Source organism: Occultella aeris (genome assembly GCF_902703175.1).
GTDB classification, from domain to species: domain Bacteria; phylum Actinomycetota; class Actinomycetes; order Actinomycetales; family Beutenbergiaceae; genus Occultella; species Occultella aeris.
This window is the reverse complement of sequence record NZ_CACRYJ010000025.1, coordinates 86,041-98,283: the sequence shown is the minus strand read 5'-3', so window position 1 is coordinate 98,283 and position 12,243 is coordinate 86,041. Positions and strand designations below refer to the sequence as shown.

Genomic DNA, 12,243 nt, shown 5'->3' with positions numbered 1-12,243 from the left:
GACGGGTGCCGCGTCCGCCCGCGCCGCCGACCCTCTCCTCGGCGAAGGCCGAGCGCGAGCGTGCGGCGGCCGCCGCGTTCTACTCGACCTGGGACGGTGCGGCCAAGTACGGCAGGTACTCCGTCTACAAGGCGCCCGACGTGAAGGAGGCGCTCGAGCGGGCCTTCGCGAACAAGTGCGCCTACTGCGAGTCGACGTACGGCGCGACCCAGCCCTTCGCCGTCGAGCACTATCGGCCCAAGGGCGAGGTGACCATCAACGGGGCGCGCACCCCGCCCGGCTACTACTGGCTCGCCTCGGACTGGGACAACCTGCTGCCCTCCTGCACCGACTGCAACAGCCCGCGGGCGCAGGAGCTGCCGGGCATCAAGGAGACGGCCGGCAAGGCGAACGCGTTCCCGATCGCGTCCGAGTCCCGCCGCGCCACCCGGCCCGGGCAGGAGGACCGCGAGGACCGGCTGCTGCTGCATCCCTACCTCGACCACCCGGAGAAGCACCTCGAGTTCGTGTGGCAGACCACCGGCATCGACGAGGGCTGGGTGCGGGCGAGCCGCAACGCCTCGGGCCGGGAGAGCCGCAAGGGGCAGACCACGATCAAGGTCTGCGCGCTGCAGCGCCGTGGTCTGGTCGAGGCCCGACGGCGGGTGGTGCGCCAGCTCGTCGGTCACCTCGAGTCGTTGGCTGCACTGAAGGCGGCCATCGGCCGGCACCCGCAGGACCAGGGCCTGCGCGAGCAGTTCGAACGGGGCGTCGCCGACGTGGCCACCTTCGTCGCCGACGACGCGCCCTACACCGCGATGACCAGGCAGGTCGTCGCCGCCTACTACGACCGGCTGTTCCCGCCGGACTGAACCGCCCCACCCGAGGAGGTCGTCATGAGCACGGACTGGTCCGACCCCACACTGGAGTGTGACCTGGTCATGAAGGGCGGGATCACCTCCGGGGTGATCTACCCGCGGGCCGTCACCGAGCTCGCCCGCACCTACCGGCTCCGGTCGGTGGGCGGCGCGTCCGCCGGGGCCATCGCCGCCGCCGCGGCCGCCGCCGCCGAACTCGGACGCGGCACCGGCGGGTTCGCCGAGTTGGAGCGCATGCCGGACGACATCACCGCGCCCTCGCCGGCCGGCGGGTCCACCCTGTTCCGGCTGTTCCAGCCGACCCGGGCGGCGGCCCCGCTGTTCGGGGTCGCCACCGCCGGGATGGGATCGAAGGGGTCGACGGCGGTGCGTGCGAAGGCGCTCGCGACGTTGCGCTGGTTCTGGTGGGCGCTGGTGCTCGGCGCCCTGCCGGGCGTGGTCCTCGCGGTGCTCGCCGGGGTCTCGGGCGGTGGCGGCGGCCGGTGGGCCGGGGTCGCGGCCGGGGTGGTCCTGGCGCTGCTCGGCGCGGTGTTCGGCCTGGTGATCTGCGCCGCGGGGCTGCTCGGCCGGCTGCAGGGGTGGGGGATGTGCACCGGGATGGCCGGCTACGGCGGTAAGGGTGCGCCGGCGCTCACGCCGTGGCTGCACGAGCGGATCCAGACCATGGCCGGGCGCGGCGGTAGCGGGTCCGGCTCGTCGGGCGAGGCCCCGGTGACGTTCGGGCAGCTCGCCGACGCCGGGATCACGCTGCGGATGATGACCACGAACGTGACCCGGTACCAGCCAATGGCGATGCCGTGGGACAGCGGCGGCTACTACATCGACCCGGCGGTGTGGCGCCGCTACTTCCCCGAGGACGTGGTCGCCTGGATCGAGCAGCACCCGTCGGCCGTGACCGGGAGCACCGTGAAGGACCGCTACGCCGCGCTCACCCGGGCGCACGCCGGTAGGCGCGCACTGGTGCCGTTCCCGGCGCCGCGGGACGTGCCCGTCGTGGTCGCGACCCGGATGAGCCTGAGTTTCCCGGTGCTCATCTCCGCCGTGCCGCTGGAGTCGATCGACTTCAGCAGGGGCGTGAACACGAGGTACCGGAAGACGGCCGAGGCCTGGCTGGGCGAGCACCCGGACGCAGGCATCGACGAGGCGCTGGCGGCGATCGGCGCCGCCCCCGAGTTCGAGCCGAACTGGTTCTCCGACGGCGGCCTGTGCGCGAACCTGCCCGTGCACTTCTTCGACAGCCCGCTGCCCCGGCGGCCCACGTTCGCGATCAACCTGGGCCAGCTGGCCGCCGGTCGCAAACCCGAGGACGACCAGGCCAAGAACACGTTCCTGCCCACGCACAACGCGGTCGGGGCGCTGCGGCACTGGCACACGCTCACGCCGTCGGGCCTTGGCGGGCTGCTCGGGTTCGCCCACGCGCTGGTGACCACGTCCCAGGTGTGGGTCGACAACGCCCAGCTCGTGCTACCCGGCTACCGGGATCGGGTGGTCACGATCTATCACTCCGGCGACGAGGGCGGGATGAACCTGTCCATGCCGAAGGACATCGTCGACGCGCTCGCCGCCCGCGGCCGGGCCGGCGCCGCGAAACTCGTGGACCAGTTCGCCGGCGACGACCCGGGCGGCACCCCCGGGTTCGGGTTCGAGAACCACCGGTGGATCCGGATGCGGACCTCGGCCACCGGGCTGGGCAACTGGCTCGGGGCGTGGGGCGCCGGCTACCGGACGCCGGTGGCCGGCGCGACCGACTACGCCGAGCTTGCCGGGCCGGGTGCGGCCGCGCCGCTGCCCTCCTACAAGCCGGGCGCGGGAGCCCGGGACCGGATCAACCACCTGGTCGGCGAGCTGCTCACGCTGATCGACGACTGGGGGGCCGACGACGCCGTCGCGAAGGGCTCGCCACGGCCCACCCCGCGGCTACGACTGGTCCCCGAGGAGGGCGTGGCCACGTTCGAGGCGCCCACGGTCGCCGATCTGGACGCCGCGTTCGCCGCCGACACCGAGAAAGAGCTGATGCCCGACGGCGGTGCCGGGCTCGGTCCTGGCGGCGGGCCGGGCGGGGGTCGTCTCCCGTATTGAAGCCTTCCGGCGTCCGCCCCTACCGCTCAGCGTTCGCACGGTGCTACCTTGGCGAGCATCTGCTCAGTGGTGAGCGGATGCTCAGGTGTCGGAGGCGGCCATGCCCGTGGGACTGAACCCTGACGAGCACGAGTTGCTCGCCCGGATCGCGTACCGGTCCTACGTCGACGCCCGCACGCAGGGACAGATCGCCGAGGAGTTCGCGCTGTCCCGGCCCAAGGTCGGCCGGCTGCTCGAGCGGGCCCGCACCACCGGCGTGGTCGACATCCACATCGACACCCCGCGGGGCCTCGACCTCGACCTCGAGGACCGCCTCGCGGAGGCCTTCGGGCTCCGGCACGCGATCGTGGCACCGGCCGCCGAGGGAGCAGCGGAGCAACGCACGCTCGTGGGTCGCAGCGCGGCCCGGTACCTGGAGCGACGGCTCACCGACGGGGTCCGGGTGGCCGTCGGGCACGGCCGGGACCTGGCCGCGCTCGCCGGGGCGTTCCGAGGACCGGCCGCGACCGGCTGCGTCTTCGTCAGCGCCATGGGCGGATCGCCCCTCGTGGACGCCCCCACCAACCCGAACGAGATCGCCCGGGCGCTCGCGGACGCCTCCGACGGCACCGCGCACAGCCTGTACGCGCCCGCCTACGTCGCCGACGGACAGGTGCGGGACAGACTGCGCGAGCAGGACGCCGTCGGCGGCGTTTTCGATCTTGCCGCGGGAGCGGCGCTGGCCCTGGTGGGGATCGGCGGGACCGACGACGAGTGCACCATGGTGCGGTCCGGGTGCCTGTCCGCCGCGGAGATCGCGCGGCTACGGGCGCGCGGTGCGGTCGGGGACGTGCTCGGCACGTACGTGGACGCCTCGGGGCGGGCGATCACCGCGCCGCACCTCGAACGGGTGATGGCGTTGTCGCTGGAGGAGCTGCGGCGGATCCCCGCCGTCGTGGCCGTCGCGTGCGGGCCGGAGAAGCCGCTCGCCATTCTCGGGGTGTTGCGCGCCGGCATCGTCGACGCGCTCGTGGTGGACGAGCCGAACGCCCGGGCCGTCCTCGAGCTGGCAGTGACCGACCGGGCGCAGGGGTCATGAGAATCGGAGGTGGATGATGCCGATCGTGCCCACGCAGGACATCGTGGACCGTGCATTCGAGGACCGGTACGGGGTCGCCGCGATCAATGTCGTGAACGACCTGACGATGGCGGCCGTGCTCGCCGCGGCGCAGGAACTGCGGGCGCCGCTCATCGTGCAGACCTCGGTGAAGACCGTCGAGGCGATGGGCGTGAACGTGCTGTACGCGCTCTGGGCCGAGCTCGCCGAGGGGGTGAGCGTGCCGGTGGCGCTGCACCTGGACCACTGCCCGGACCGGGACCTGATCACCGCGTGCCTGGAGGCCGGGTGGAACTCGGTGCTCTTCGACGGCTCGAAGCTGAGCGTCGAGGAGAACCAGCGGCAGTGCGTCGAGGTCGTCGAGCAGGCTCGGGAGTACGGCGCGCTCGTCGAGGGCGAGATCGAACCGTTCGCCCGGGTGGAGGATCTGGCCGGGGACGCCCCGCCGCCCGAACTCAGCCTGGAGACCGCGCTGGCCTTCATCGAGGCCACCGGCGTGGACGTCTTCGCGCCCGCCATCGGCAACGCCCACGGCATGTACCGGGCCGCGCCCACCCTGGACAACAAGCGGGTCACCGAAATCGTCGAGGCGGCCGGGATCCCGGTGGCGCTGCACGGCGGGACCGGGATGAGCGCGGCGCAGTTCAGCGACCTGATCGCCCGGGGCTGCGCGAAGGTGAACATCTCCACGGCCCTGAAGATCCGGTTCATGGCCTCGGGTTACGACTACATGAGCGCCAACCCGGGCAAGTACGACCCGCCGTCGCTGTTCCGGGCGCAGACCAAGGCGGTTGAGGAGATGGCGGCCGAGCACATCCGGATGTTCGGCAGCGCCGGGAAGGCCTGGGTCTCGTGAGCGCCACCCTGATCTTCGACTGCGACGGCGTGCTCGCGGACACCGAACGGGACGGGCACCGGGTCGCGTTCAACGCCACGTTCGAACACTTCGGGGTACCCCTGCACTGGAGCGAGGCCGACTACGCCACCAAGCTGCAGATCGCCGGCGGCAAGGAGCGGATGGCGAGCGAGCTCACCCCCGAGTTCGTCGCCGCGAACAACCTGCCCACCGACCGCGACGAGCAGGCGGCGATGATCGCGGCCTGGCACCAGGACAAGACGGCTCGGTACACGCGGCTGGTCGCCGATGGCGCGTTGCCGCCCCGGCCCGGCATCACCCGGATCATCACCGCCGCCCAGGACGCCGGCTGGCCGCTCGCCGTCGCCTCCACCTCCGCGGAGGCGTCCGTGCGCGCCATCCTGACCCAGGCGGTCGGGCAGCGGCGAGCCGAGGCGTTCGACGCGATCCTCGCCGGTGACGTGGTGCCGGCGAAGAAGCCGGCACCGGACATCTACCTGCTCGCGCTCGAGCGGCTCGGGGCGGACCCGAGCAGGACCCTGGTCATCGAGGACTCCCGCAACGGGCTGCTCGCCGCCACCGGCGCGGGCCTGCGGTGCGTGCTGACGGTGAACGGGTACACGCGAACCGAACCGAACGACGAAGCCGTCCTGGTGGTCACCTCGCTCGGTGACCCCGGCGGGGAGCCCGCCCTCGTCCTGGCCAACCGGGGCGCCGCGCGGCCCGACACCGTGATCGGACTGACCGACCTGCTCAGCTGCCTGGAGTGAATCACACCAGCACCGCACCGACCAAGGAGGGTAGGCATGACGGATACGAACGACGACGTCGACCTCGTCCTGCGCACGATGGCACGGACCATCGTGGACAACGCCGAGGAATTCGCCCAACTGGACGCCGTGGCAGGGGACGGCGACTTCGGGTTCTCGCTGCGGAACGGGTTCGAGGTGGTCGGCAGCGACCTCGACTCCTTCGACCACACCAGCGTGGGGGCGCTGCTGAAGAAGGTCGGGTTCGTCATCGCCGGCAAGGTCGGCGGAGTCAGCGGGCCGATCTGGGGCACGGCGTTCATGCGTGCGGCGGCGACGGCGGGGGAGCGCACCAGCCTCACCGGGCCGGAACTGATCGAGGTCCTGCGGGCCTCGATCACCGGGATCTCCCAGCGGGGGCAGGCAGAACTGGGGGACAAGACCCTGCTCGATGCCCTGGTGCCTGCGGTCGACTCGCTGGAGGCCAGCATCACGGAGGGGTTCGACGACGGCGGTGTCGCCGCCGTGCAGAAGGCAGCCGACGTGGCCGTCTCCGCCGCGGAGGCGACGCTGGGCATGCTCGCGAAACGTGGCCGCGCCGCCTACACGGGCGAACGCAGCCGCGCATCGGTGGACGCGGGGGCGACCGCCATCGGGGTGATCCTGCAGGACATCAGCGCCGCGTGGCGCGACTCACGGCAAGGAGCCGGACAGTGAAGAAGTTCGTCAACGACCCACGGCAGTTCGTCCCCGAGATGCTCACCGGCATCCAGCTCGCCAGTGGCGGGGCACTCGACTACGACCCGCGCTACAACCTCATCTACCGGGCCGACGCGCCGAACGACAACAAGGTCAGCATCATCCAGGGCTCCGGTTCCGGTCACGAGCCCGCGCACACCATGATCGTCGGGAAGGGCATGCTCGACGGCGCGTGCCCCGGCGACGTGTTCGCGGGGCCTCCCGTGGAGTTCGTCTACGAGACGTCCAAGCTGCTCTACTCCCCGAAGGGCATCCTGCACCTGGTCAACAACTACACCGGCGACCGCACCGCGTGGGAAATGGCCAAGGAGATGTGCGAGGCCGACGGCATGAAGGTCGGCGCCCTGCTCGTCGATGACGACGTCGCTGTCAAGGACTCCACCTGGACCGTCGGGCGCCGTGGCGTGGCGGGTAACTTCTTCGTCATCAAGGCCACCGGGGCCGCGTCGGAGAACGGCGCCGAACTGGAGGAACTGGTCCGGATCGGGGAGAAGGTGATCGCGTCCGTGCGCAGCATGGGCATCGCGCTCACCTCCTGCACCCCGCCCGAACGTGGCACACCCCTGTTCGAGATCGGTGACGACGAGATGGAGGTCGGGATCGGCATCCACGGCGAACCGGGCCGCGAACGCGTCAAGCTCGCCAGTGCCGACGAGATCGTCGACATCCTCCTCGACGCGGTGGTGCCGGATCTGCCGTACTCCTCCGGCGACGAGGTCGCCCTGATGGTCAACGGTCTCGGTGGCACCCCGATCAGCGAGCAGTACCTGCTCTACGGGATCGCCCACCGCAAGCTCGCGGACCAGGGCATCTCGGTGTTCCGCAGTTACGTCGGGGAGTACTGCACCTCCCTGGACATGGCCGGCGCCTCGCTGACCCTGCTGAAGGTCGACGACGAGCTCAAGGAGTTGCTGCTCGCGCCGGCGGAGGTGTCGAACCGAATCTTCTGAGCGGCACCGGGGCCTGCCTGCCGGGGCCGATCGGCCCCGGCAGGATCTGGTTTGCGTCAGCCGAGCATTCGGCCCACCGGTTGCCCCAGTCGGCGTTAGCGTTCATCCCGTCAGGAACGTGATGGCGGGGCCACCGTCGAAATCGTCTCGGCGCGCCCGCGCCGCGACATGACCGAACTCTTGGGGGAGCCCACGTGGTGCTATCGACACTCAAGCGCAGCTTCCCGCCGTCGCGTTCGGCGGGATCACCCGTCTCCGACCGCATCTGGCTCGGGCCGCCGAGAGCGGCCGGTTCCGGGGTGCGTTCGACGGGACGTAGCCTCGCCTCGGCTCTGGTCGGTAGCCGCGTCGGCCTCGCCGTGGTCAGAGCAGCGATGCGCGACCCACACGTGCGTGCGGAGCTCCTGCTCTCGCTCTCGGACCGGATGGCGCGCGTTGCGGACTGGGACGTCGCCCAGGCGGAGCCAGGTTTCCGGGCGCCGGTGGAACACTTCGAGGACCTGGTCTGGCTGTTCTCCTCGAACTGGCTGAACCACCGGTTCACCCGGCTGGACCTCGACGAGGCCGCGTACCTCTACCGGATCCTGACCGCGCTCGACCGACCGCGGGTCGCCGAACTCGGCCGCTTCCGTGGTGGCTCCACCGTGTTCTACGCGGCGAGCGGTGCTCGGGTGACCTCGATCGACGGCAATCCCAAGCAGGACGTCTGGGGACCGGAGCTGGAGCAGGTACTCGACCGGCTGGGGCTGCGGGAGCAGGTCGAGCTGGTCGTCGGTGACACGCGACTGCACGAACCGGGTGAGGACCCGTTCGACCTGGTGTTCTTCGACGCCTCCGTCTCCGGTGACGGGATCCGTGCCGAGATCGAGAACTGGTGGCCCGCGCTCGCGGTCGGCGGGCACGCCATCTTCCGGGACGGACGAGCGCAGCTGCCGCACCTGCTCCCCGTCCAGCACGAGGTGGCACGGTTCGCCCGGGCCACCCCGGAGGCGGACCGGCGTCCGGACGCCGCCGTCCCGGGCTGTCTCGTGCACGTGATCAAGACGTCCTGACGGACGCCGGTGCCGAGAGCTGGTGTCGCCGTCCGGGTGCGCGGATCCGCGCCATTCCAGCCTCGCGACAGGGCAGCCCACGCTAGCCTTTCGTCACCTGCCGGATGAGCGCAGGGCCACCGATCATCGCCGTCCCCCGCCCGGGGACCGCCCGAAGACGCCGGGAGTTCCTGTGGTCGATCGCCGGACGAAGCAGGCGGTCTCGGACCTGCTGGTGGCCGTCGGTCGGGGCGAGCGCGGCCTCGCCTCGCCAGGGGAGGCCGCACGGTCGGACCTGATCCAGGCAGCTCGGTACCACCGGGTGGCGCCACTCGTGCACCTCGCGCTCAGGGACCGTGCCCCGGAGGATGCGGCGCTCCTGAGGCCCGACAGGGACCACGCCATGGGGGTGCACATCCGGGCCACGATCATGCTCGACGAGTTCGGCAGCATCCTCGAGGACATCGACTGGGTGACGTTCAAGGGCCCGTTCCTGTCCGAGACGGCCCATCCCGCGCAGGGGCTGCGGACCTACCACGACGTCGACACCCTGGTTGATCCCAACGACCTGCGTGAGGTCGCGCGCCGGCTCCTCGCGGCCGGCTGGACGATCGCCGACTATGACGACATGCTCCGCAACCCCCGGACGCCGGGGGAGATGCACTGGGTCAGTCCGTCCGGCCTGCTGATGGACCTGCACTGGTCCATGATCAACATGGCGGTGCGGCGAGCGCGGTTCGCGGTACCGACGAGTGAACTCCTGGATCGGAAGGCGGCGGTCGTGCTGGGCCTGAACCGGGCCTGGGCCCTGTCACCGGCCGACGCACTGGTGCATGTCTGCCTGCACGCAGCGCTGACCGGTGCGAACAGACTCCTCCTCCTCGTGGACGCGGACCGGCTGGCGGCCCAGATCGAGGACTGGGACGAGGTGGCTCGCCGAGCGAAGGCCTGGCGCGCCGAGCCGCACGTCGCCCTGGTCCTGGCACGCGCCCGGCGCGTCCTCGGCACCACCTCCGCACCCGAGGACCTGAACCGTCGTCTGGGCCTGTCCGGAGCTTTCGGTGCCCTGACGGCGGTCGTGGATCGGGTCGCCCCAGTACCGGACGCACGTCAGGAACCGGGCCTGGCGCGGCTGGTGGCCCGGGCCGCGCAGCCGGGCGCTACGCGCACGGTTGCCGCAGCCGGCCACAACGCGCTGCTCGGCGTGCGCGAACGGACCCGGCGGACGCCTGCGGTCCCGAAGTCCGCCCGGCTCCGAGCGGATGAGGCAGCGCTCGAGGTCTACCTGGCTGGTGTCGAGACCGAGGCGACCGGCTGATCGAGCCCCACCGCGGCAAGCACCTGCGCGGCGATGGAAGTCGGGAAGGGCGGCCCCCAGGGCAGCCGGGCGACGTAGACCGGAACCGTCTCGACTACGTCGCTGAGGTGCTGGAACTGCTGGTCCACGGCGGCGGGATCCTCCCAGCCCACGATGCGGGGGAACATCAGGAGATGCAGTAGCGCGTCCCGCTGAGACACGCGGATGAACTCGGGCTCCCGCTCCTGGTCCGAGTGGTCTGGCGCCGGTATCACGATCGCGCGCAGCGGCAGTCGATCGGTCTCAGCCGGACGTGTCGCGAGCGCGTCCCGGTCGTCGCCGGTGACCCGGTGCACGGGCGGGACGGTGAACCGGGCCGCGAGGTCGCCGGCCGCCTTGCGCAGACGAACTTCGGTCGCGCCGAGGTGACACCGGGGCGGTGCCGCCTCGAGGTCGAGGTGGAGCACGTCGTCGGTGATGAGACGGGCTCCGTCGGCGCACATCAGCGTCGCCATCGTGGACTTGCCCATGCCGGACCGGCCCACGAATGCGAGAGCGGAGTCGCCGATCTGTACCGCGCTCGCGTGCAGCACCGGCCGACCGCGCATGGCCAGGAGGAAGGAGAGCATCGTCCCCGCGGCGAGTACGCCCGCACGTGCGGGGTCGGCGCCGTGCACGAGTCGGACCGTCACCGTGGTGAGGTCCTGGTCGAGTTCGAAGTCGCAGGTCCGGTAGAACCGGAGCAGGTAGCCCGATCCGGTGTCCGTGGCGGAGTAGTACTGCTTGTCGCCGTCGAGATGGAGCAGCACGCGGCCGGGAGGTACGTCCTCGGTGGCCTCCATGGGTGCACCGAGCCGGATCGTCACGTCGGTCGGACCGTCGGCCGGCCTCGTCTGATGCAGTGGCAGTTCGGAGTCGAGGTTTAGGCCGTACAGCTTCGTGATGTTCATTTCGTGTCCATGGCATCGAGTGAGAGCAACGGTGTGTAGGACGAGGCAGCACCCAGCGGGTCGAGGATGCCGCCATTGATCTCGAGCCAGGCATGCGCGCGCACCTGGCCATCGATCTTGGCCACGCCCACGAGCAACTCCGGCCCGAGCCGGCGCAGCAGGGCGCCGCTGATGAGGGCCTGGCGCAGGCACGTGTCGCCGAACGGCCAGTGACGCATCACCCGGCGAGTGGCGCGCACCTGGCGCCGGGCCCGGTCATCCAGGACCGGAGGGCCAGCGGGGTGAGCCGATTCCGCGCGCGTGGGCTCCTCAGTGCGAAGCGGGGTTCCGAACGCGCGGGCGAGGCGTGGCAGGCCCGCGGTGCGCAGGCCCAGTTCGGCCACGATCGCGAGGGCAAGCGTTGCGACGATCCACGGCCACTCGCCGAACGGGGGCCGACGCACGCTCACTGTGCCACCGCGGTGGAGAGCCAGGCCTGATGGAGAAGCATCGCGGTCGACATGGTCGGGGCGTCCGAGAGCCAGACGTCCCGCAGGATCTCCGGATCCACGAGGCTGTCGTCGACCCCCGAGCCGTCCCAGCCCTGGGCGAACTCGCGGGTGTACCTGCCGGCATAGGCCTTGTTGAAGCTGGCCTTGGTCCGCCGGGCCAGCAACGCCGGTGGCAGCACGTCCGAGAAGAGCGCCTTCATCGTCGCGGTGCGGCCGTTGAATCCCCAGGTGGCTCCGGCATGGGCCAGGGCCGCGACGAAGCCGGCGTCGAGGAGCGGGTTCGCGGTGCGAACCTGGTAGGTCCCCGCGATCAGGGCCTGGTTCGTCGCCATCGTCGTCCAGCTGCGGCGCCTGGTGATCCACCAGGTGGCGGCGTCGTAGCGCAGGGGCTCCGTGGCTTCGTCGGCGGCCATCAGCCGCAGGTGGCGGTCCTTGGTTTCGGGGCGGAGCCAGTGCTGCAGCCGCGCCGATTCCAGGTCGCGGCGTATCTGATGCCGGCGCACCACGGACGGTGAGAGTGCTTGCGCCGCACCGCGCAGGAGGGTGCGGGTCGGGCGGCGGCGGCGGCGCAGCAGGGTGAGCGGCGTGACTCGACGTGCGCCGAGTACCTCGTCGCCGCCTTCGCCGGTCAGCATCGTCCCGCCGGTCAGGTGGCTGTAGACCAGGCCGTGACTGTGGACCGCGGGTGGCCAGAGCAGACCATGACGTCGCACGCTCGCCTGGGCGGCGGGGCCGAGCAGGTCGGTCTCGTCGTCGGTGAACTCCAGCTTGAGCCAGTCGCCGAGGCCGAGGTGCTCGATGACCAGGTCCTGCCACTCGGACTCGTCCGAATCCGGGACGTTCGGGTAGCGGCGCGTCACAGCAACGGGGTCGGGCAGCCCTTCCCGCCTGGCCAGATCGGTCGCGACCGCGAGGATCGCCGACGAGTCGCGGCCGCCGGAGAACGTCACGTAGCAGGTGCCGTCCACCAGCGTGGGCAGGATTGCCGCTTCCAGCGCGGAGCGCGGAGACTGCAGCGGGGACGGGAGCGGCGTCGGCTCAGTCAGTCCGTACTTCCAGCAGGTCGCCACTTCGAAAGCGTCGGATCGGACGTAGCCGTCCACCGGGGGCGCTTCCGTCATGTCATGG

The 12,243-nt window shown here is 71.4% G+C and carries 12 protein-coding genes; 9 read left to right on the top strand and 3 right to left on the bottom strand.

Annotated elements, in window-relative coordinates; all coding sequences use genetic code 11:
• The first annotated feature begins 5 nt into the window (after positions 1 to 5).
• The 9 genes from HALOF300_RS09200 (at position 6) to HALOF300_RS09160 (ending at position 9,695) form a co-directional block, all read left to right on the top strand.
• On the top strand, positions 6 to 851 hold the full coding sequence (locus HALOF300_RS09200) for an HNH endonuclease family protein (RefSeq protein WP_156740660.1): 846 nt from the start codon (positions 6 to 8) through the stop codon (positions 849 to 851).
• Positions 852 to 875: 24 nt separating this feature from the next.
• A complete protein-coding gene (locus tag HALOF300_RS09195) occupies positions 876 to 2,936 on the top strand; it encodes a patatin-like phospholipase family protein (RefSeq protein ID WP_156740659.1) in 2,061 nt (686 codons plus the stop codon).
• A 100-nt stretch (positions 2,937 to 3,036) separates the two neighbouring features.
• Positions 3,037 to 4,014: a sugar-binding transcriptional regulator gene (locus HALOF300_RS09190; protein ID WP_156740658.1), complete on the top strand. Its 978-nt coding sequence runs from the start codon at positions 3,037 to 3,039 to the stop codon at positions 4,012 to 4,014.
• A 16-nt stretch (positions 4,015 to 4,030) separates the two neighbouring features.
• Entirely contained in the window at positions 4,031 to 4,888 is an 858-nt protein-coding gene (locus HALOF300_RS09185) for a class II fructose-bisphosphate aldolase (protein WP_156740657.1), read from the top strand.
• Positions 4,885 to 5,658 carry an HAD-IA family hydrolase gene (locus tag HALOF300_RS09180; RefSeq protein ID WP_156740656.1) on the top strand — a complete coding sequence of 258 codons (774 nt, stop codon included), beginning with the start codon at positions 4,885 to 4,887 and terminating at the stop codon, positions 5,656 to 5,658. Before HALOF300_RS09185 ends, HALOF300_RS09180 begins: the two co-directional genes overlap by 4 nt.
• A 36-nt stretch (positions 5,659 to 5,694) precedes the next feature.
• Positions 5,695 to 6,354: a dihydroxyacetone kinase subunit DhaL gene (gene dhaL / locus HALOF300_RS09175; RefSeq protein ID WP_156740655.1), complete on the top strand. Its 660-nt coding sequence runs from the start codon at positions 5,695 to 5,697 to the stop codon at positions 6,352 to 6,354.
• The gene (locus tag HALOF300_RS09170) at positions 6,351 to 7,346 is read left to right on the top strand and encodes a dihydroxyacetone kinase subunit DhaK (RefSeq protein WP_156740654.1); all 996 of its coding nucleotides are present in this window, start codon (positions 6,351 to 6,353) and stop codon (positions 7,344 to 7,346) included. Before dhaL ends, HALOF300_RS09170 begins: the two co-directional genes overlap by 4 nt.
• 374 nt (positions 7,347 to 7,720) lie before the next feature.
• Complete coding sequence (locus tag HALOF300_RS09165; RefSeq protein ID WP_156740653.1) at positions 7,721 to 8,398, top strand: class I SAM-dependent methyltransferase; 678 nt, start codon at positions 7,721 to 7,723, stop codon at positions 8,396 to 8,398.
• Between the two features lie 172 nt (positions 8,399 to 8,570).
• Positions 8,571 to 9,695: a nucleotidyltransferase domain-containing protein gene (locus HALOF300_RS09160; protein WP_197522427.1), complete on the top strand. Its 1,125-nt coding sequence runs from the start codon at positions 8,571 to 8,573 to the stop codon at positions 9,693 to 9,695.
• Here the strand turns inward: HALOF300_RS09160 and HALOF300_RS09155 are convergent.
• Genes HALOF300_RS09155 through HALOF300_RS09145 form a run of 3 tightly spaced genes read right to left on the bottom strand, consistent with a single transcriptional unit; the run spans position 9,659 to position 12,236 of the window.
• Positions 9,659 to 10,624 (bottom strand): phosphoenolpyruvate carboxykinase (ATP), encoded by a 966-nt coding sequence (locus tag HALOF300_RS09155; RefSeq protein WP_156740651.1) that lies wholly within the window; start codon positions 10,622 to 10,624, stop codon positions 9,659 to 9,661. The genes HALOF300_RS09160 and HALOF300_RS09155 overlap by 37 nt on opposite strands.
• Complete coding sequence (locus tag HALOF300_RS09150) at positions 10,621 to 11,067, bottom strand: lasso peptide biosynthesis B2 protein (protein ID WP_269455273.1); 447 nt, start codon at positions 11,065 to 11,067, stop codon at positions 10,621 to 10,623. Before HALOF300_RS09150 ends, HALOF300_RS09155 begins: the two co-directional genes overlap by 4 nt.
• A 2-nt stretch (positions 11,068 to 11,069) precedes the next feature.
• Complete coding sequence (locus HALOF300_RS09145; protein WP_197522425.1) at positions 11,070 to 12,236, bottom strand: asparagine synthase-related protein; 1,167 nt, start codon at positions 12,234 to 12,236, stop codon at positions 11,070 to 11,072.
• Positions 12,237 to 12,243 lie beyond the last annotated feature (7 nt).